This window comes from Mucilaginibacter sp. KACC 22773 (assembly GCF_028736215.1).
Classification (GTDB): domain Bacteria; phylum Bacteroidota; class Bacteroidia; order Sphingobacteriales; family Sphingobacteriaceae; genus Mucilaginibacter.
Genome location: NZ_CP117883.1, coordinates 5,657,098 through 5,678,082 on the forward strand (window position 1 = coordinate 5,657,098; position 20,985 = coordinate 5,678,082).

Genomic DNA, 20,985 nt, shown 5'->3' on the forward strand with positions numbered 1-20,985 from the left:
TTTTACACTACCATACTTAACGCTGTCCCGAAAACCGGTGGCTTAAATAGCGCCCTGCCCTCCTGTTTGTCCGTCGTTTTATCAAAATACTTTTCTTGCAAATCGATATTTCGGGCCGCTATATCCAACCATAAAGCCTAAAAATCATACCATATTTTCAGCCAAAATCTCCTAAATCCCTGTGCAACATGCAAAAACGCGGCTAAAAACGCGTATCCATGTTGATATATTGCACAGGCATCCAACTAAAAATTCTACTTTTTACCCCGCAATTTCTTTGTCGAGTTATTTAGTCTGTTCATCGGCACATTATGCCCCCTTGGGTCCACACCTCCCATATTTGAGTCATTGTTTCACCACTTAAAAAAACGCTATGATCTCACCTCGACTATTTTTTTTCATTTAAAACCCCGATAAGTCAATTATGAGATCGTCAATTCAAATTACAGGCTTGCTGCTAATAGTGCTCAGCTCCTGCCAGTCAAAACTATACAATACCCCGGCCACCCGCGCTGTTTCTGTAAAGCGCCTCATCCCGCCGGCAGGCATGGTGTATATACCATCAGGCACTTTCCAATACAAACTGCAGGATGATGATGATAAATCCGAAAAACGCAATGTAAGCGTAAGCGCTTTTTTTATTGACAAAACCGAAGTAACCAATAAGCAATACCAGGCCTTTGTAAACTGGGTTGCCGATTCGGTAGCTATTACCGATTACCTGCACGATGATTCCTTTTATCTGCCATCCACAGGGGCAACCGTTGGTAAAAACCGCAAGGAGATCAGGCTGATAGACTGGGATAAAGTGCACAAGATTTCGCCCTTGTGGAAACGCGCACCGGCAGACGTAAAAGAAAAGCTGGCCGGTATGATGACCATGCTCAATGGCCAGCGTATGCCCGACCCGGCATTAATGAACTACCGGTTTTATTACGTGCGCATGGATGGCGAAAAAAACAACCAGTATGTAATGGATACGGTCGGCGTTTATCCTAACGAGCATGTATGGTCGACGGATTTTCCGAACGCGCAAATGACGGTGATGGACGCCAACTACTTCAGCAATAAAATTTATGAGTATAACCCTGTAGTCGGGGTAACCTGGAAACAGGCCCGTGCTTATGCCGACTGGCGCAGTACGCAGTTAAAGGTGCTCATCAGGAACAATCCCAACCTTAAAAATTTTAAACTAAGTTTTGGTTTGCCTACCGAAGCACAGTGGCAATACGCCGCCGAAGCCAAGCTCGATCCAGCTGATACTGTAGAACGAACAGTAAAAACCACTATTGATAAAACTACCGGTAAGGAAAAACTTTCGCTCAACTTTAAACAAGGCGAGGGCGCCTACTCCAGCGATGGATCAACATTTACGCTGCCGGTTACCTCCTATACCCCCAACGCGTTCGGCATTTACAATATGGCAGGCAACGTATCTGAGTGGACGATGGATGCTTTTAGTCCCTCGGCTTCGCAACTGGTAAACGATTTAAATCCGGCGTTGCTGTATGATGCCGCCGATAAAGACTCGCCCCTATTAAAACGAAAGGTAGTACGCGGCGGATCATGGAAAGATAACGGCGAGATGCTGAACAGTGATACCCGCAGTTTTGAAGACCAGGGCAACGCCCACTCCTACATAGGCTTCCGCTGCGTGATGGCCGCCTTTGAACTCCCCGGCGAGCAGGTGAAAACAAGAAAATACGCTAAACGATAATTTTATGAAAAAGATAATAATAGTGATTGAAACCCTTCTGCTGATCGGTTTCGGCAGGGGTATGTCCTTTGCCCAGGCAATAGTGGCCGATAGTACGTTAACAGATACCCTGCCGGCATATGATAATTTAATTAAATCGGCCGATTTAGGAAAAGCAAAGCCTTTCCCCTATCCAAAGGCTAATGCCGCCAACATCAGGTTATATGCACAGGTTTGGCGGGATATCGACCTTTCCGACTCGGGCAACAGCATCCTTACCATCCCTGGTAAATCCCTTATGGAAGATATCATGAAAGGGATAAAAGCAGGCAAGCTTACACCTTATGAAAAAGAGGACCTGAAAAAGAAACTCAGCGCCAAACAAGGCGAGTTGCGCTTTGCCGATTCGGTGCTGATACCAATTTTTGATAAAGACGGTAATCAAACAGGCTCAAGGATGGCGCTTAACGAGTTCAACCCTGATAAAGTACGCCGGTTCCGGATTAGGGAAGATGTGTTTTTTGACAGGCAGCGCGGCCGGGTTGACACCCGCATTGTAGCGCTGGCCCCCATGATGCACATCAGCACATCGGCCGACCTGGCCGACAACCTGGCATTTACCCCGGCCTTCTGGCTTTATTTTCCACAGCTGCGGTACACGCTGGTGCAGGAGGATGTGAGCAACCCCGACAAGGACATTTTTGATTTTACGCTGGATGATGTGTTTATGCAGCACAAGTTTTCGGCCTACCTGGTAAAACAAGCGTCGCCGGGTGGCGTACAAAGTGGGCAACTGGAGCCGGGCAGCACGGAAGCGATATTGCTTGAACAAAAAATTGCCGACCTGAAAAAACACATCTGGCAAAACCCCAGGGGCGTAAACGCAAAAAATTTAGCACAAACAGATAGTAAAAAGGAGGAGAAGCTATGACAACGCAAGCAAAATTATTCAAGGAGTTTTTATTGATGATGCTCATATCGGGGCTGTTGTTTTGCTGCGGCAAGGCCAGCGCCCAGGTACTGCCCGAGTACAGTGCATTCCCAACATCATCATTTGGCGTACAGGTTGGTACGCAGGGGTTAGGCATCCAGGGATCATACAGTTTTTTGAAATCATTTAACGCCAGGATTGGGTTCAATGCCTTCCCGGGGATGACGGTACAATACAATGGCCGCGACGCGCAATTTAACCGCACATCGGTATTTGCCATTGCCGATTGGCAACCCCTGTACGGCCAAAGCGACTGGCTGGCGCGTAAGTGGTACATATCTACCGGTATTGCTTATTATTTTTCAAATAATGTGTATAGGGAAGGGATAGGCACTACACCCAACTACACTATCTACATGTCGAAAGTAAGACCCTATATCGGCACCGGGCTGGGTAATATCCACCTGTTCAAAAACATAGGTATGCGTACGGATTTGGGGTGGTTTATTCCAACCAGTTCGGCCACATCAACCTATGGCGATAAGGCCAGCAAAGTAAGCAGCGGGTTACGGGGCCTGCTGCCTGGCCTTAATTCGGCGGTAACCATTTATGTAAAATTCTGATCTGTAAAACCATTAAAAATCAAATATCATGTTAAAGAGCAAAAAAATCAACTGGCTGCATATAGCCATTTCCTGGGGTGCCAGTATAGTTATCCTTGGCGCTATGTTTAAAATTAACCATTGGGGTGGCCAGCTTGGCACCTATATGATAGGGCTTGGCCTATCAGTAGAAGCCCTGCTGTTTTTTACCCTTGGCTTTTTCCCTCCGGCCGAAGAGCCGGAATGGGAAAAGGTATATCCTGAACTGGCAGTTGATTATGCGGGCGACTTCCCAAGGCATAGCCATAGGCCAATGCACCAAACCAATGGCGTTACCGCGGCGCTTGACGGTTTGCTTACTCATGCCGACCTAAGCCCCGAAAAGATTAACAACCTTGGGGAGGGATTAAAACAATTTTCGGATAAAATGAGTCGGATAAACGCTATAGCTGATGCATCATTAGGGACAGACGAATTTGCGGCGAAGCTAAAAAACGCTTCGTCCAAGTTTGATCTGTTAGGCATTATGTTCGAAAAAGCATCGGCCGGCTTTGCTACCATTGCCGATAGCCGCGATGATGCCCATGCCTATCAGCAACAGGTTTTAAAGCTAACACATAACCTGGCACATTTAAACTCATTATACGAGAGCGAACTGAGCGGGGCCGATAATAACCTGCGCCGCATTAACCAGTTTTACCAGGGCCTTACCGGCACCCTGAATAGTTTGCACGAGTCGGCAGGCGAAACCCGGGTGTTTAAGGATGAGGTGAACAAGCTGGTGCAAAATATATCATCATTAAATGTTTACTACGCCAACATGCTTTCGGCTATGAATCAGCAGCGGATGTAGTAAAAGGGGAACGACTTTTCGGGTTGGAACGCTGGTATAGGATGGTGGATATGTAGGGCGGCGAAAACTCACCCGGCGAGGCTGCGCCCGCCACCCTCTCTTCACCTGCGGTGGAAAGAGGGAATTGAACGGGGAATATCCTTAATGGAAGTAAACAAAAACGCTTTCAAGCCCCTCTTTCCGGCGAAGCCGAAGAGAGGGTGGCGGGCGCAGCCTCGCCGGGTGAGTCTTAACCAGCGTTCAAACCCGATAGTTCTCGTACCCCCTCACTACGGCTAACAACATCCCACAAGGTGTTTATACCCTATCAAAACAATTAATAATTCAATTTAAAACTTAAAAAAATGGCTGCAGGAAAAGAAACCACCAGGCAAAAGATGATCAATATCATGTACCTGGTTTTATTGGCAATGCTGGCCCTGAATGTATCAGAAACCATACTGGACGCGTTTAAAACCATAAACGACAGCTTAACTGCTTCGGCGGCAAACGTGGGTAATTCGGTACAGCAATTATTCAGCACTTTTGAGCAAACCCGCCTTAAGGAATCGCCCGAAAGGGCCAAACCTGTATATGAAAAAGCAAAACAGGCAAGGGAAGTAACAACAGATCTGGATAACTACATCAGGGACATCAAAGCAGAACTTAGTAATCAAAGCAACGGGTACGATCTTGTAACAGGCGATTTAAAACAGCGCGACAACCTTGATATCGGTTTTGATGTAATGATTAACAAAAAGCGGGCTACCGCGCTTAAGCAAAAAATTAATGATACCCGCGAACGGTTGCTCACTTTGTTAGGCCCGCAGGATAGCAAAACGGTATCATTCAATCTTAACGCCGATGACCCGGTAAAACGAGGCCCCAGCCACCGCAACTGGGAAGAATTGAACTTTGGCGAAGGCGTGCCTTTAACCGCTACGTTTACGATACTATCGCGCATCCAGGCCGATAACAAAAATGCCGAATCGGAAGTGGTGAAAAAGATACTGGGCAAAATGGACCAGGCCGTGGTGAACCTGGATAAATTTGAGGCAGTGGCAGTGGCGCCAACATCGTACCTGATACAAGGACAGCCTTACACCGCGCAGGTATTTTTAACTGCTTATGATTCACGCTCGACCCCTACTGTACAGGTTGGCGGCAACCCGATATCTGTGAAGGATGGACGGGGCGTATACAATGTAAATACCAGCCGCGAAGGGGTATTTAACTGGAAGGGCACCATCAGCGTAAAACAAACCGATGGTACTATAAAAACTTATACCACACCCGAGCAGCGTTATATTGTTTCAAGGCCATCGGCAGTGGTATCGCCCGATAAGATGAATGTATTTTATATCGGGGTGGATAACCCGGTATCGGTTTCTGTGCCGGGTATCCCCTCAAAAAGCATCAGGATAGGTATTTCCGGCGGCACGCTCAGCGGTTCCGAAGGGAAGTATGTAGCCAGGGTGACTACTCCGGGTACGGTAACCGTTTCGGTATCGGCAGAAATTGCGCCGGGTAAAGTACAGGTATTAAGCCATACCCAGTTCAGGGCCAAACGCATTCCAGATCCTGTCGCAAAGTTCTCGGGCCGGTCAAGCGGCAGCGTACCTACCGTGGCCTTAAAAGCTCAGAATGCTATTTTTGCCATGCTGGATAATTTTGATTTTGACGCCAGGTTCAAAATCACTCGGTTCAGCCTTATTATAGCCAACCCCCGCGAAACCGCATCGGTACAGGTTGGATCGGGCAACACCCTGAATGATTCCATGACGGCATCCCTTAACAGCATCAAGCCAGGTTCAAGGGTAATTTTTGATAATATTATAGCGGTTGGGCCCGATGGTTCGCCAAGGCAACTGGCGCCGGTGGCACTCACGGCCAATTGATATTATATAGTTTCAGATATCAAACAATGTATAAGCCTTAAGCTTTGTGCATTCTACTTTTGGCTTCTATAATATTGACTATTCAATGCCATGGGTTCGGCATTGGGTAGTCAATATTTGTCGTTAAGTTCCAGGTCATACCGCCTTTCGGTAAGCTCTTTATCAAACCCGTTAGATACCTTTTCTTCGGTTAACCGGAAGCCATAACGGGTATACAACGAGATGGCAGCATGCTGTTCGTTGGTTGTCCATAAGTACGATTTGTTTATCTGCGATTCACGCATGTAGTTTATAAAGCCATCCATCAGCCTTTTGCCCAGGCCAAGCCCCCTGTATTCGGGCCTAAAAATAAAATAGCGCAGTTGTATACTATCGCCGCGGTTAACGCCAACCAGCACCCCGATCATTTGCTGCCGGTGCTCGCAAATCCATACCCTATCTTTACCGGCGTTGTACTGGCTGGCAAAGTCGGCCAGGCCTTGTAGTACATAACGTTCAAAGTTAAGTCCGTAGCCACATTCCCGCGCATAAATATCTCCGTGCAGGTACGCAATGTAACCCAGGTCGCCGGGTTGCAATACTGTCCGTATATTAATATCGTTGATGTTTAACGTTGTGCTCTTTTCGTTCATTGTTTATTTTAAAATAGTCATGATCTGTTGCATGTGCGCTACCAGTTCCGACTGCCTGGCAGCAGGCAAATCTTTTATCAGCTGGTTAATTTGCTTATCTGATGCCTGGTTAAGTTTTTCAAATTCGGCCATCCCTTTATCTGTAAGCGAAAGCACCATCGCCCTTGCATCATGTTCCGAAGGCCTACGGGCAATCAGCTTATCCTTTTCCAATTTCTTCAATAACCGGCTTAAATAACTTTTATCGATATACATGGCCGAGATGATCTGCGAGGCCTGCATGCTTTTGGCCGCATGAAGCTCGAATAAGATACGCGCCTCGGCCAGCGAGTAATCACTTTGCAGCAGGTGTTTATCCAGCAAACCTATAATATCCGTATAAAAACGACTAAAGGCCCGAATTTGCTGAACTGGTGACGACTTTCTTTCCATATAAATAATGCAGTTACAAAAGCTAAGTTCACAAATATAGTTGACTTTGTCAACTATATTTGTGATTAATTTTAATTTTTTATGGCAATTAAAATCCTACCTTGTATCAACCAATTAGTTATGAAAAGAAAAACCTTTATCCGTTTAGGCGGCACACTTATGGCTACACCTTTTTTATCTCCCGTTATCAGCCTGGCCGGCCAGGCACCTTTGCAAAACTGGGCGGGCAACCTTACTTACAGCACTGCTAATGTGCAGTATCCGGCTACGGTGGCCGAGGTACAACAGCTCATAAAAAAACACGGCAAGCTAAAAGCGCTGGGTACCAGGCACTGCTTTAACCGCATCGCCGATAGCAAGGACGACCTCCTATCAACCAAAGAACTCAATAAAGTTGTTTCGATTGATAAAAAAGCCATGACCGTTACTGTTGAAGGCGGCATAAAATATGGCGAGCTGGCCCCCTACCTGCATAAAGAGGGCTATGCCTTACATAACCTGGCTTCATTGCCACATATATCCGTTGCGGGCTCAATCACCACGGCTACGCATGGCAGCGGTGTAAAAAACGGCAACCTGGCCAGTGCCGTAACAGCGCTGGAAGTTGTTGTTGCCGATGGCAGTATAGTTCATTTTTCAAAAGCCGCCGACCCGGAAAAGTTTAACGCGGTAGTTGTTGGACTGGGCGCCATAGGTGTTATTACCAAAGTTACCCTGGCCATCGAGCCCACTTACATGATGCGCCAGCGCGTGTTTTTAAAGCTGCCCATGGCACAGGTTAAGCAACATTTTGAAGCGATAGTATCTGCAGGTTACAGCGTAAGCCTGTTTACCGATTGGCAAAACGACTACGTAAACGAGGTTTGGATAAAAAGCCGCATGACCGAAAAAGACCATGACGGTCCCGAATTTTATGGTGCCCAAGCGGCCACCAAAAACCTGCACCCTATTTATGACCACCCCGCCGAAAGCTGCACCGACCAGTTAGGTGTACCCGGACCATGGTACGAGCGTTTGCCGCATTTTAAAATGGGCTTTACCCCAAGCAGCGGTAAAGAACTGCAATCAGAATATTTTGTGCCGATAAAACATGCGGTAGCGGCCATTGAAGCGATTGCTAAATTAGGCAGGCAGGTTGGCCCGCATTTATTTATAACCGAGATCCGCACCATAGCGGCAGATAGCCTGTGGATGAGCCCCTGCCATAATCAAACCTCGGTAACTATTCACTTTACCTGGAAACCCGAAACAGAAGCTGTTACCAAACTACTCCCCGTTATTGAAAAGGCCCTGGCCCCTTTCAATGCCCGGCCGCATTGGGGTAAAGTATTTACGCTCGATCCGAAAGTGCTGGCCTCACGTTATGAAAAAATAGCCGATTTTAAAAAGGTGGTTGCCGAATATGACCCGCATGGTAAATTCAGGAACGCGTTTCTGGAGCATAATATTTATGGGGGATAGCAGCCAGGTGGGAAGAATAGTGTTTTAAATATTTTAATATTTATCTTATCTTTCTGCCTGTAAAGCCTTGTCATGTCCCGTTTGCGCTATTTGCTACTGTTAATCCTTATTGCTACCGTTTACAAAGTTCATGCTCAGCAGGATATGGACTTGCATCTGAGTAATACTTTTCTTCCCGGTAAAAATATTTTGAAAATAAAAAGAGACTTTCATGACCCATATTTGTGGGTGCTTGCAAAAAACAATGAAGTTTACAGAATTAATAGCGTCACCAAACAAGTAGATGATTTTTCGGATAAGTTTACGGCATATGGCAATTTTCGATTTACCGACATCGCGGGCGTTAACAAGGAATTGGTATTTGTTGCCACCAATGCCGATGTTTTACTGGAATATAAAAACAGCGCGTTAAAAAAAATAGGCAATCCAGACGGGGTGCCGGGCGCAATCACGTCAATAGGCACAGATTATACAGGAACTTACGTTACCGATAATACGCGCGGTTTGGCAGGGCGCCCTACCGCCAATTCAATTATCATTGGCACTGATAAAGGTATGTGCCACTATGATTATGACAGTGATGTCATGTTAGCAGGGTCGTCTAAAGTGCCGGCCAAAGTATTCGATGCTACCTACCGCACGGAAATGTTCAGCGATCTGGAATATGGCCCGTGGTATCCCGGACAGGATTACCAATATGACGTAATTGAACTTACTCAATGGACGATATACGGTGGTTGGCTATATTATAAATATCAGGATTTCGCAAATAGCATTAATACCGCATGTTATACCTACGGCTGGATTGATGACATGAACACCGCAAATGCAGGCGTATATTTTATCCAGATTTGGGGGACCGAGGACGGCATATTTCAGAACAACCGGAACTACTCCTATACCTTAGATTGGCCGCACAAACAATACCTGAAAGGAATTAATATTAACAAGGTAACTTCTATTTTAGGCCTGGTTGGATTTGGCTATCTTAACCAAAAGGCAATAAGTAAAGAAAACGTATTGGCAGGCACTGATAATGGCCTGTATTTTACCAATTCGGGATATAAAAACAATATAGATGGCCTGATGGGAAATTACACCTTTTTCCACTATGACCCATTAGGCAATAAAAAGATTAATGACATTTGCGTTAACGCTACATCGTATACCACACCTGTTTGTGAAGACGGCGTTTGGGTGGCCGCTATTGACGGGCTTTATCTTTTAAAGCCCGATTTTGGCGCTTATGTTGATAAAAAACAGCAATTACAAGCTATCCAATTTGAAGGAAATGGACCAGAGGTTACCAAAATAGAACTTTGCGCCAATGTCAGTATTAACGCTTATTTCAGCTCCTATGTTTATAACGACAACATTCAACAGTGGTATAAGGATGGTAAAGAAATGGCTAACCAAAGCGGCACCTCGCTTTCAATTAAGGAGGCCGGCGAATATTATGTGGTGATGTATGATCCCTGCTCAGAGGTGCATTTTGAATCAAATCATTTAACAGTCACCCAGGTAGCCGCCCCTGTATTCAGCTTTAATTACCCCGATGTATTAAACTACTGCGCCGGTTCATCAGCGAGCTTAAAAACCGACGACAAACCCAACTACCAATATCGCTGGTATAAGGATGGCGTATTAAATGGCAATACAACAGCCACGCTTGATAATATCACCGAAACCGCCAAATACAAGGTAGAAGTAAGCGCCTGTGCAGGCAATTGGGTAGCTTCAAAAGAGGTTCAGGTAAACTTTATTACTATCCCAACGCCGGTTTTGGCTACCGATAAAGCAAGCTACTGCGATGGCGACCAGGCTACACTATCGGCCAAAGTACTTATTGATGCCTCGGCTATTTTGAATTGGACAAGTTACCAGTACGCCTGGTATAAAGATGGCAGCCCCATAACCGGCAGTGCTGCAGCAATAAACGTGAGCCAACCGGGCAAATACAAAGTGACGGTAAGCGGTTGTTCCGGCTCGGTTTCGTCCGCCGGGCTGCAGGTCGACTTCATTAAACTGCCAAAACCTGTTGTATCTGCCAGTAAACCGGCATATTGCATTGGCGATATGGCCCAACTAATCGCGAATGTTAATATAGACCCGTTTACGACTGTAAGCTGGCTCAGGGACGGAAATATATTACCAGACGAACAGGACAAAGCGAGCATAACAACCAATATAGGTGGCAACTATACGGTAACCGTTGTAAGTGCTGGTTCGTGCAGTATCGCGTCGTCTGTTTATAATTTAGGTTTTACCCCGCCGCCCACCGTCAGTATTCAACAAATTGTGAATACCACCTTATGCGATGGTCAAACGGTTGATCTTAAAGCAAGCTATACAAGCGGTACTGTTACCTGGAGTACCGGCGCTACATCCGACAAAATAAGCATCCAGCACTCGGGCACATTCAAAGCTACAGTTACAACAACGGCGGGTTGTACGGTTGATGAATCTGCTACGGTGCAGTATTTTCCCAATCCAACGTTAAACGTACCATCGGCTACGCTTTGTCAGTATACCAATGAAAGCATTACCCTTACAGCCCCCGCAGGTTTTGTCAAATACGAATGGAACGGACAACCCGGCACCAACACTTTTACAACCAATAAATTAGGATCGGTTATTTTAACGGTAACCGATAACAACGGGTGCCAGGCATCACAAACCATTGCCATAAGCAGCCATTGCGATGATATACATATACCAAATGCATTTAGCCCCAACGGCGATGGCCATAATGATACCTGGGTAATAGCCGGCCTGGAGGGCGACCCAACCACAACCGTGAGGGTTTATAACCGCCTGGGCAGTATGGTATTTCAATCACAAGGTTATGCCACGCCCTGGAATGGCACCTATAACGGCAGTAAATTACCCGCTTCGGTATACTATTACGTTATCAGCACAAAAGGCACAAAACAGGTGCTTAGTGGTTCAGTAACTATATTTAATTAGGTTATTAAAAGCATTTGGCAAGTTATTATAATAATTACCAGGCAATATTTTTTATTCCATATAAAATTGCGGTAGATTTATGTAATCTATAAACCCAATTTAAAGTCTATGAAAATCCTAACTGAACCTATCGGGAGCATTCCGAGGTCGCCTGAGCTTGTAACGGCAATTACCACACAAGCCAATGCCGATGAGTTAAATAAACTTTATGCAGCTGCAATTGCCGACACTTTAAAGGAGTTTGCTGAAACCGGTTCGCCCGTTATTACCGATGGTGAGCAAACCAAATCAAGCTTTGTCACTTATCCGCTGGAGGGCTTAACCAACTTAGCATCCGGAGGCATGACCATCAATTTTGAGGATGGCCACTCGCGGCAGTTGCCTTTGCTTACCAAAGGGCCGTTCAGGTACGGTAATTATGCATCAAAATATCTTGCCGCAGCTCAAAAACTAACCAGTCTGCCCGTTAAGCAAGCCATCATATCGGCATCCGCGCTTAGTTTAATTTATCCGCCAGATCGAATTGAAGGCTATCCGCAAGCTGAATTTATTGCCGACCTGCTGAATGAATGCGAAAAAGACATCAGGCTTTGCCTGGAGCAGGGCGCATATAAAGTACAAATGGATTTTACAGAAGGACGGCTATCGTTAAAGCTCGATCCATCCGGCGGTGTATTGAAACACTTCATTGGCCTTAACAACCAGGTATTCGACCGTTTTACCGTTGAAGAACAGCAAAAACTGGGCGTACACGTTTGCCCCGGCGGCGACCACGATTCGACCCATAGCGCGGATATTGATTACGCCGATTTTTTACCCGATTTATTTGAACTGCATGTAGGCAGCTTTTATTTGCAACTGGCCAGCGAGCCCGACAGGGTAAAAGTTTTGAAGGTTATTAAACAATACCTAAAGCCCAATCAGAAAGTGTTTATTGGCGTGATAGATGTACTTAACCCCGTAATAGAAACTGCCGAAGAAGTGCGCGACAGGGTACTTGAAGCGGCAGCCTTTATCAATACCAACCAGTTGGGCACCACCGACGATTGCGGCTTCTCGCCATTTTGCGACGATGTATCCACAACCCGCGAAACCGCCTTCGCGAAAATAAAAGCCAGGATTGAGGGCACGAAACTGGCGGAAGCAGAATTGACGGCGTAAAATACTATGATAATACCAGGCTTGCGAAGTTTTAAAAACTTCGCAAGTCTTATAAGGGATCATTTTAAATTTTTGAATCTTCCGAAACCGGCAGAGAGTTTTTTATTTGGCTCAATCAATAATCATAGATATGCTCAATGGTAACATGATTTTCTCCAAGTATTTTCACCAATTTACTAAGCCCATTAACAGTTGTAACAACAGCAATCCGGTTTAAACCAGGTTTGGTAAAAATGGGCTGGGTAAACAATATTTTAAAATCCCGTGGGTTTTCCTTTAAAGATTGAGGTGTTAACAGCGTAAGCATAATACTACCTTTGTTACCCGCAATTTCTGTTAAATTAATATTACTCGCAGCCAATTGCTGAACCGCGTAATTAAACCGGGCGTAACGCGGCAAATCGGTTTGCCAAAGGTCGCCTGAAAGTTCCTTTGTATTTCGAGCATCGGGGGTAACGGGTTTCTTATCAACAACCACCGTTGTATTTAAAGCGGCAACATCATAAGCCGACTTTGTGGCAAGTTTTATCAGATAGCCGTAACCGCTTTTCACCAGTAATTCGGTAGTGAGGTAGTATCGTCGCTCCAGTTTACGAAACATATGCTGTCCTGATAATGGTGTGCTGCCCCACAGCATTTTAAGCTGATGGTTAAAGTCATATTCGTACCAGGGTAAATCCTCAATAAACTTAACGTAGTTAAGTTCATAGGCCGCGTTAAATTTATCCTCGCCGGTCATTGCTTCGCCCTGCTTTGTATTGGTTATCCGCCCTGCAATTGTTTCATAAAAAGACTTGATGCCATATTCAACCGTCGTACTGCCGGCAATAACCATAATCATAACATGATAACCGGTATTGAATGGATAATTCCCTTTAATCTGGTTATAAACAATACCATATCCTCCCCACATCTGGTCAATATGTTTCATGTAAGGGAATGTAGTTGATGTATTGGTTTTAAAATAGTCGGCCTGTTCTGCCGGGCTAAATACCAGGAACCATTCAGGAAAGGTTAAAAAAGTTTGGTCGGACGGACGCACATCTTTTTGCGGTATCAAGGGTTGCGGATTGGTTGTAAGCCAGGCCTTGTCAACCAATAACCCATCACCTGCGGATATGGTTGATGGTTTTTTATTTTTCACAAAAAACACCAGTATAGCCAGCAATACCGAAATCAATGTTAATATCCGCAGCCTTTTCATATTATGACTTTGTAAATAACATCAATGTATTATCCGAGGGATCTTTATCCTGCAAAATACGTTTCCCGGCATCTTTAAACCCTGCTTCACTAATAATGGCCGACCAATCATCCGCAGATTTAAAATTCTTGAAATCCCTCATTTCAAAATCCCATGTTTCATTTAACCCTATATTAAAAACAGTATGTACCAATGATACAAATGTGGCCATTTCGGCTGTTTTAATATCGTGATCGCGGATAATAAACGAACCTCCCGGACGCAGAATTCTGTAAATAGATTGCACGAAACCAGCCAGATTAGCGACGGGGCAATGATGCAAGCCAATATAACAGGTAACTACGGTAAGGCTTTCATCCGCAATATCGGCGGCACTTATAGATTCATAATTATTTACATTAATAAAGGTGCCCAGTTTGCCCAACTGCCCACGCTCCATAATGTCGCCCGGCGAATTGGTTGGCGCCAAATCATTAATCAGGTATATCGGTTCAACTACTTTTACTTCCTTTCGTAACTGGCTGATGTACCGACCCGTCGAACCTATCTCGGCATAACCATCAATCTGTTTAACACCGCCCAGCAAGCCGAGTGTTTGACGGGTAATTTCTTTTTTTTGTTTTTTTAATGCAGGCAAGGCGTAAGTAAGTTCCGACAGAAACGTTTTTATTCCGGGCAGCTTGCTTTGTATCGATTTATAAATCTCTTCGTCGGTTCTGTTAGCCGCCGTTTCTTCTTTGATCAGTTGATGAAACTTATCCTCGGGATATAAATGGAATATCACCTGTAAAAACCGGTAAAAATCGTCGCTCCATTTGGTATCATTAAATACCGCTTTAAATTCCGATTTGGTACTATCCATGATTTTGTTGATTTAAAGGTTTATAATAAGTATCCCAAAGAGTGTTTCTGAATTTATACATCGGGTCGAGCTTATCTTTCAAAGCAAACAGTTTACGGGCGTTTGGATAAGCTTTATGAAACTGGGCAGCAGTTGGGTGTACCTGGTATGGCAGGTAATAGGCCCCATTTACAGCTATAACCGCATCGGCAAGCTCGCGTGTCCAAACAGCGACGGCATTTTTAGATGCGGCATCTGTGCGTTGTTTGTAATACACCACAAAGGCAAATACCTCCTCGCGCGCCCAGGCCATATACGTACCGGGATCGGCTTTGGCATGACGGATAGATACATTGAGCACATTGACATTAAACCGGATAAAAATTTCGGCCATTTGCTTTTCAAATTCGTCAAAACGCTGCACAGGCACAAAATATTCCAGCAACACATAGGTGCTATCCGTACGAGACCGGGGTTCCAGCTCGGCTACGTCATAACCTGCTTCATAGTTACGCCAATAAATCTTTTTCCCTCTGAAAAGCAAGGGGTCAATTAAATATTCGCGCCGCCATTTGCCCAATGGCGTTTCTGTAAACGACCACAAGAAGTAGCGCTCCAGCGGGTACGATTCTTTTAAAGGCATTAACCGGGTTTTCACGGTTGGCTTTTCGGTAGTTTCTACCCAGGTTACTGCGCGAAGTGATTTGTATTTGGGTGGATATATATCGCCATTATGAAACACTGCTTTATGGTTTTCGCGGACATTTTTGAAGAAATAATCTTTATAATCTTCCACGCTCATCTTTTTATCTATCCGTTTTATCGCCAGGTTATCTGCAAGGTCAAGCTCGGCCTGCACAATAATGCCGATGGCGTTGTAGCCGCCTATTGCGCCATAAAAAATTTCTTTATTTTCCGTTTTACTGGCGTGTACCAAAGTGCCGTTGGCCAAAACTACATCAATGCCTCGTACGGATAAAACTACCGGCCCCAGGCCCATGTACCGGCCGTGCGCATTTACACTCAAGGCCCCGCCAACTGTAAAGTTGGCATAGGTTTGCATAATTTTAATACTCAGATCGTGCTGATCAACATATTGCTGAATATCGCACCAGCGGATACCTGCCTGTACTTTTATCCATTTTTCCTCTTTCGAAAAATCAAGCACCTGGTTCATGCCGCGCATATCTAAATGCAAACTGTGCGGGCTTGCAGTTTGCCCGCCCATACTGAAACGCCCGCCACCAATTGAAATGGCGCTCATTGTGTTTTTCACCACGTCGCATATTTCCTGTACCGATGTCGGCCTCCTTATTCCCGATACCAGCACCGGGTTAAGTTTGGTAACATCATCAATAATTCGCTCGTCAGTTTTTAAATGAGGGATTGGCTGCCCCTGGTCATTCTTTAAATAATCAGGTGCCGAACCGGGTACCGTACCATAAAAATTATTATTGTAATTACCTTTTTTAAACCCAAGCCTGAAAAACAACCAAACGGGACCTAAAACCGGCACCAGCAATGCAAATAACCAGTAGCCCGACCAGTTTTGATCATGAAGCCTTTTAATTGAGGTGGCCACGATGATCCAGAAAAGCAAAGGATATAAAATAAATGTTGATGACGGGCCTGTGGTCAACATAAACAGGTTGTAAAGCACATAAAACGTACACCAATAAAAAATAGCCGCCAACCAATAGGTCCCTCTCGAAATCCGTCCGTTAAAAGTGAAAAGCAGATAGCTAACAGGCAGCTTTTGTTTTAAACGCATAGGCAGTATTTACAGGTATATGAGATTAAGATATAGGTTAACAGTTTTTATAAAGCTAACACAGAAATCTTAAAAACAAAACATTTACAACAAAAAACACAGTTACCCCATCACCACTTCCCTCCCGCTCACCATTACCTTTTTAACATTAATGCTCCCGTAAACAACATTTAAGGATGGTTTACCTGCCTTAAGCGATACCGTACCGAAACCTGTTGCCGTTGATAAGAAGCTTGTAAAATCGCCAATTTTCGAATCGATATGTAATACACCTGTAACCGCGTCGAACCTTACACCGGTGAGTGCCTGCAGGTAGCCGTAGCTTGATAGGGCGCGTGCATACCAGTGGCCACATTCGTACTCGTTAAAGGGATTGCGCACTTTCCCATCATAACGGTTACGGGAGGCACGCAGCACGTTTAGGCCTTGGGCCACCTTGCCGGTGAGCATTAAGTGCGATGCCACCTGGTGTTCAATACCCGTCCAAACTTCGTCGCTGTATACAAACGGCAACGATAGCTTGCCGCCTTTGGGCCAGGTGCAAAGCAGCAGGCCGGCCTCGTTACCCAGCGCAAATGACGGGCGTTGGGGATTGGCATGTTCGCTGAGGTCGGTTTTAAAATTGTATTTGTATACCGATTGCAGGTGGCTGTTTATTTTTTTGCTGTCGATAACATCCTCCAATCCGCACATGCGGCCTATCCAGGCGCCAAGTACGCCATCGCTCAGGCAGCCCTTGCCGTATTGGTATTTGGGGCCTTCGGTATGCAGCAATGCTTCAGCCTCTTTTGAGTATTCGCCGCCGTATGATTTTTCTTTGGATGGATCTTTGGCGTTAAGGCCGGTATAGTTAATTTCCTGTATAAAAAACTCGCCATTATAAAGCGCGTTTTCTATCATCGCCTTGCCTTTGGCCTGTAAATCGCGGTAAATACCAACATCCCGTTTTAAAAACCCGCTCATTGCTATAAAGCTTTGGAGCGCTCCAAGGTAAAAGCTGGTATGCATGCCATCGGCTCCCCAAAACTCAATATCGTAGGTATTATGATGAGGTTCTTCTATCACACCTTTGTGCCGTGGGTCCCAGGTTTTGATGTAGTAATCCATACTCACTTTTACCATGGGGAATATCTTTTTAAGCCAGTCGTTATCGCCGCTGATGCGCCAATCACGGTAAACCTTCATGATGCCGCCAAGTTGCCCGTCGGCAGCCGAATGAAAATCATGCGCCACCGGGTTTATCGGCAGGTTGGCCCTAAAGGTTTGGTGGCCGTCTTCGGCCTGATCTTCGCAAAACTCAGTGGCCCGCAGGCTGCGTTCCAGCGCGGGGAACAGATGCGGAATTGCCTGGGCATAATTCCAAACATGGGTACATGAACCATGGCAACAACCCGAGTCATCGCCGCAGCCTTCAAAATTCCACAGGCGGCCATCGTACTGCCGCATTACAGTTGGCGATTTTAAAATAGAAAGGTTACAGGCTACCGCTTCAATAACTTCGGGCGGTAAGGTGCTGGCATAAAACGCCTTTGTAAACAACCGCGACTTTGCTTTTAAGTCGTTATAATTTTGTCGCCAGTAGCTGCTTACGCTATCTATATTTTCGAAACGGTTACTGTACCAGGGCTTATAAAATTTACCGTCAAAATCCTTGTCGTACTTATCCAAACCAATATCTGCCGGCGAATTGCAGCAGCCCGAGGCCGGGTCGCAGCCCTCTTTTTTTTTACCCGGGGTACCAAATGTTAGCCGGGTTTCGGGCGAGTACCAGGCCAGCATCACCTTTATTGTTTTTTGTTTGCCGGGCGCTACATCAAAAGGCACGTAAAGGCTGGCGCCGGGGGCATTGGCAGGCACAGCAGGATTATCAACCACCCGGCCATCTTTTATGGCGTTCCAGGCCATAGTAAACGGATCCCACCAGCCACCCCTGAACCAGCAATGATCAACAACCGTATGGTCATCATCGGTAAATACCGTAAAATCTAAAGGAAAACTTGTTTCGCCGTTGCCGGTAGCTGTAGCCGTAAACCCGTTTTTTGTGGGTAGCACCGCGTCCTTTCCCTTTGCGTCGCCCCAAAAATTGCGGGCGTTAAAGCTAAACACCGCGCTAACTTTAGATGTGCCTGTATTTGTAAATTGATATTCAATGGCCCCGACAGGCAGGCTCGAGTTATCGTCATCGGTAGGGATAAAAGGGCTCCACCCGGTAATGCCAACAGATAATGGGATATCCAGGTCAATAAGTTTAATGTGGCAAAACGGGAATTCGGTTTTAAACTCAGCGGCATGAAAACGCGGCAAGCCCGTAGTTGAACCCGTGAGGCCATTGCCTGCATCGCGAAGGCCAAACTTTTTCCAATCGGGTACGGGGCCTTCCAAAAGCCTCGCTCCCCGGGGCACACCCTTTGCATGGATGGCGGCAAACACACCCGGTTCGTTAAAAATATCGGGTTTATTGCGTATCGAGACATGCGAAATAGCACCCGTACCTTCCAAACAAAACATACCCGCGCCCATACCTCCTATGGGGAATGCTACCCGGTTTAAATGATCGCCGGTGTACACAGTATTATACGCCCGTTTTACAGGTTTGCCCGAGTTGTCATTAACATTCTCAACGGATTCGTCCAAAGCTTTGGCATCTGCCATATTTATAACGGCGGCCGGCATCATGGCCATAGCTCCGCCAACACCCACTTTTTTTAAAAAGCTTCTGCGACCTCTTTTATCTTCCATTATGCTGATCCCCGGTTTATATGGAAATGAATACCAACTTATCATTATTTATTGATAAATCATAATGTTGGCGTCCTTGTATATTTCGTTGAAAAAATGAGTTATAATTCCGGGCCTTGGTTTCCCTGCCAAACTATGTAACTCCGCAAACGTATATGGCTGCAACTCCGATGATCGCGCCAAATTCTGGATGGTTTATTTAAAAGATAAAAAGCTGTTAAAGCTGCGGCATAATACGCTGCAATCTTTTGGTTACTGACACCTGTTTTTTGTACTGATTAAAAAAGCATATTAAATTTACTGTAATCAACCTCTCCGTTCATGAAAACAAAAAAATTTATCCGTAGCAGCCCGCACCTGCCGGTAAAGGATTTAAAACAGACGCTTGATTATTACCGTGAAACCCTTGGCTTTTATGATGAGTGGACCGAGGGCAATAAAGACGGTGGGATAAGACGCGATGATATGCGCCTGCTGTTTGGTGAAGATGCCGGGTTTACCGCTGCAATTAACAATACCAAACACCGCCTGCCCCTGATGTGGTTTGTTGATAATATTGACAGCGTTTATGCCGAACTACAGGAACGAAACGTTGAAATAGCCGATGGCCTAAAAACACATCCATATGGATTAAGGGAATTTGCTTTTATTGATATCAACGGGTATTATATTAGGGTAGCCGAGGGTATTTAGGAATAATAGTTTCTTTGGTACAAAGTTGCTGCGATAGGCAGGTCATCGTATTATCTAAAACTCATTTCGTCAATTCGTTCAGCGTTACACCCATAGGCAATGGCATGGAATCTTTTACAGACCTGTACAGGCGTAATTCGCCTATAATATGGCTACCCGGCGGGTTACTAAGCATCTTTATTACACCAAACTCATAATAACTGTTTGATCGGCCAGATGCCGGTGACTTAAACCTTATTGTATCATTAGCAACGGTGTATGTCCCGCTCAGGTGTTCTACTCCGAAGCAAACTCCCCGTACAAAATATTTATGGTCTGCTGTTAACTTTAAAGCCGAACTGCAGCTTGCAACTCCTTTATACCCGGCAGAGAAAATACTTTTACCCTCCAGTTTTTCAAAATCGATGATACCGAACGGCTCAATTACGATAAGAGCCAGCAACACGGTTATCGCTATTGTGGTATACAATCTTGACTTATCGGCAAATCGCTCCCGTACCACCATGTATATCTGCCTTAACAATAGTAAAAACGCAATAACCAATGTTATAAAACAAGCCAGCGTAAGCGGCAGCAATAAAGCACCTGCATAACTTTCCCAAAAATAAGAGGTATTAATACCGATAAAACAGATCAAGCTAATGATGAGGAGTTTCTTATTTTTAATCATGTAAAGGTTTTGACGCGGTTAAATATAAAAAAGAATCTTTCACAAACTGGCGTTTGCTGTATATTAAGGTACAACAACATTCAATTATACATCACAATAACCTTATCAACCATCCCATTACCATTAAAAAATAAATTTTCCACGACATTTTTGCCGCTATCGGTATTGTGGTAGTATATGCTGATGCTGTTTACGCCGGTAAGCACTTCTATAAGCTCAAAATGCAGGTTGGGCAGTTTGCTCAGGGCGGTTTCCCAGTACAGCCTCACGTTGCTTTTACCCGATATGATGCCGCCGCAATCGGGGTATATTTTCAGGGCGTATGGTGTTTGGATGCTAAAATCATCTGTATAATGCGCCATAAGCGTATCCAAATCCTGTTTATTCCAGCAGTTTATCCAATCAGCGGCAAACTGTAATGCAAATTGATTATCTATCATACCTAATTTTAATCT

At 45.1% G+C, this 20,985-nt stretch carries 17 protein-coding genes; 9 read left to right on the top strand and 8 right to left on the bottom strand.

All coding sequences use genetic code 11. The features are described 5' to 3' along the window. Positions 1-424: 424 nt before the first annotated feature. The 5 genes from porK (at position 425) to porM (ending at position 5,959) form a co-directional block, all read left to right on the top strand. Positions 425-1,717 carry a T9SS ring complex lipoprotein PorK/GldK gene (gene porK / locus PQ469_RS23370; protein WP_090651760.1) on the top strand — a complete coding sequence of 431 codons (1,293 nt, stop codon included), beginning with the start codon at positions 425-427 and terminating at the stop codon, positions 1,715-1,717. 4 nt (positions 1,718-1,721) lie between these two features. Further along, positions 1,722-2,627, top strand: coding sequence for a type IX secretion system ring subunit PorN/GldN (gene porN / locus PQ469_RS23375; RefSeq protein ID WP_274209813.1), 906 nt, complete (start codon positions 1,722-1,724; stop codon positions 2,625-2,627). After that, positions 2,624-3,250 carry a hypothetical protein gene (locus tag PQ469_RS23380; protein WP_274209814.1) on the top strand — a complete coding sequence of 209 codons (627 nt, stop codon included), beginning with the start codon at positions 2,624-2,626 and terminating at the stop codon, positions 3,248-3,250. Before porN ends, PQ469_RS23380 begins: the two co-directional genes overlap by 4 nt. 28 nt (positions 3,251-3,278) lie before the next feature. Then, complete coding sequence (gene porL, locus PQ469_RS23385; RefSeq protein WP_274209815.1) at positions 3,279-4,082, top strand: type IX secretion system motor protein PorL/GldL; 804 nt, start codon at positions 3,279-3,281, stop codon at positions 4,080-4,082. Between the two features lie 344 nt (positions 4,083-4,426). Further along, positions 4,427-5,959 carry a type IX secretion system motor protein PorM/GldM gene (gene porM, locus PQ469_RS23390; protein WP_274209816.1) on the top strand — a complete coding sequence of 511 codons (1,533 nt, stop codon included), beginning with the start codon at positions 4,427-4,429 and terminating at the stop codon, positions 5,957-5,959. 110 nt (positions 5,960-6,069) lie between these two features. Here porM and PQ469_RS23395 read toward each other — a convergent pair whose 3' ends face one another. Continuing rightward, complete coding sequence (locus PQ469_RS23395; protein ID WP_274209817.1) at positions 6,070-6,591, bottom strand: GNAT family N-acetyltransferase; 522 nt, start codon at positions 6,589-6,591, stop codon at positions 6,070-6,072. 3 nt (positions 6,592-6,594) lie between these two features. After that, on the bottom strand, positions 6,595-7,023 hold the full coding sequence (locus tag PQ469_RS23400; RefSeq protein WP_274209818.1) for a MarR family winged helix-turn-helix transcriptional regulator: 429 nt from the start codon (positions 7,021-7,023) through the stop codon (positions 6,595-6,597). A gap of 120 nt (positions 7,024-7,143) precedes the next feature. Between PQ469_RS23400 and PQ469_RS23405 the strand changes: the two genes are divergently transcribed. The 3 genes from PQ469_RS23405 to PQ469_RS23415 all read left to right on the top strand — a co-directional run bounded on the left by PQ469_RS23405 (position 7,144) and on the right by PQ469_RS23415 (position 12,612). Further along, complete coding sequence (locus PQ469_RS23405) at positions 7,144-8,484, top strand: FAD-binding protein (RefSeq protein ID WP_274209819.1); 1,341 nt, start codon at positions 7,144-7,146, stop codon at positions 8,482-8,484. Positions 8,485-8,556: 72 nt separating this feature from the next. Continuing rightward, a complete protein-coding gene (locus tag PQ469_RS23410) occupies positions 8,557-11,451 on the top strand; it encodes a T9SS type B sorting domain-containing protein (RefSeq protein ID WP_274209820.1) in 2,895 nt (964 codons plus the stop codon). Between the two features lie 108 nt (positions 11,452-11,559). Continuing rightward, on the top strand, positions 11,560-12,612 hold the full coding sequence (locus PQ469_RS23415) for a cobalamin-independent methionine synthase II family protein (RefSeq protein WP_274209821.1): 1,053 nt from the start codon (positions 11,560-11,562) through the stop codon (positions 12,610-12,612). 115 nt (positions 12,613-12,727) lie between these two features. On the opposite strand, the gene PQ469_RS23420 is transcribed toward PQ469_RS23415, so the two are convergent. The 4 genes from PQ469_RS23420 to PQ469_RS23435 all read right to left on the bottom strand — a co-directional run bounded on the left by PQ469_RS23420 (position 12,728) and on the right by PQ469_RS23435 (position 19,167). Then, positions 12,728-13,816, bottom strand: a complete 1,089-nt coding sequence (locus PQ469_RS23420; protein ID WP_274209822.1) for a hypothetical protein — start codon at positions 13,814-13,816, stop codon at positions 12,728-12,730. 1 nt (position 13,817) lies between these two features. After that, positions 13,818-14,678, bottom strand: coding sequence for a methyltransferase domain-containing protein (locus tag PQ469_RS23425; RefSeq protein WP_274209823.1), 861 nt, complete (start codon positions 14,676-14,678; stop codon positions 13,818-13,820). After that, complete coding sequence (locus tag PQ469_RS23430) at positions 14,671-16,428, bottom strand: FAD-binding protein (protein ID WP_274209824.1); 1,758 nt, start codon at positions 16,426-16,428, stop codon at positions 14,671-14,673. The genes PQ469_RS23425 and PQ469_RS23430 overlap by 8 nt, the downstream gene beginning before the upstream one ends. Positions 16,429-16,530: 102 nt before the next feature. Further along, complete coding sequence (locus PQ469_RS23435) at positions 16,531-19,167, bottom strand: GH116 family glycosyl hydrolase (protein WP_274209825.1); 2,637 nt, start codon at positions 19,165-19,167, stop codon at positions 16,531-16,533. Between the two features lie 321 nt (positions 19,168-19,488). Between PQ469_RS23435 and PQ469_RS23440 the strand changes: the two genes are divergently transcribed. Beyond that, on the top strand, positions 19,489-19,860 hold the full coding sequence (locus PQ469_RS23440; RefSeq protein WP_274209826.1) for a VOC family protein: 372 nt from the start codon (positions 19,489-19,491) through the stop codon (positions 19,858-19,860). Positions 19,861-19,921: 61 nt separating this feature from the next. Here PQ469_RS23440 and PQ469_RS23445 read toward each other — a convergent pair whose 3' ends face one another. Both PQ469_RS23445 and PQ469_RS23450 read right to left on the bottom strand, forming a co-directional pair. After that, complete coding sequence (locus tag PQ469_RS23445; RefSeq protein WP_274209827.1) at positions 19,922-20,530, bottom strand: hypothetical protein; 609 nt, start codon at positions 20,528-20,530, stop codon at positions 19,922-19,924. Between the two features lie 80 nt (positions 20,531-20,610). Further along, entirely contained in the window at positions 20,611-20,970 is a 360-nt protein-coding gene (locus PQ469_RS23450) for a YybH family protein (protein WP_274209828.1), read from the bottom strand. Positions 20,971-20,985: the final 15 nt, after the last annotated feature.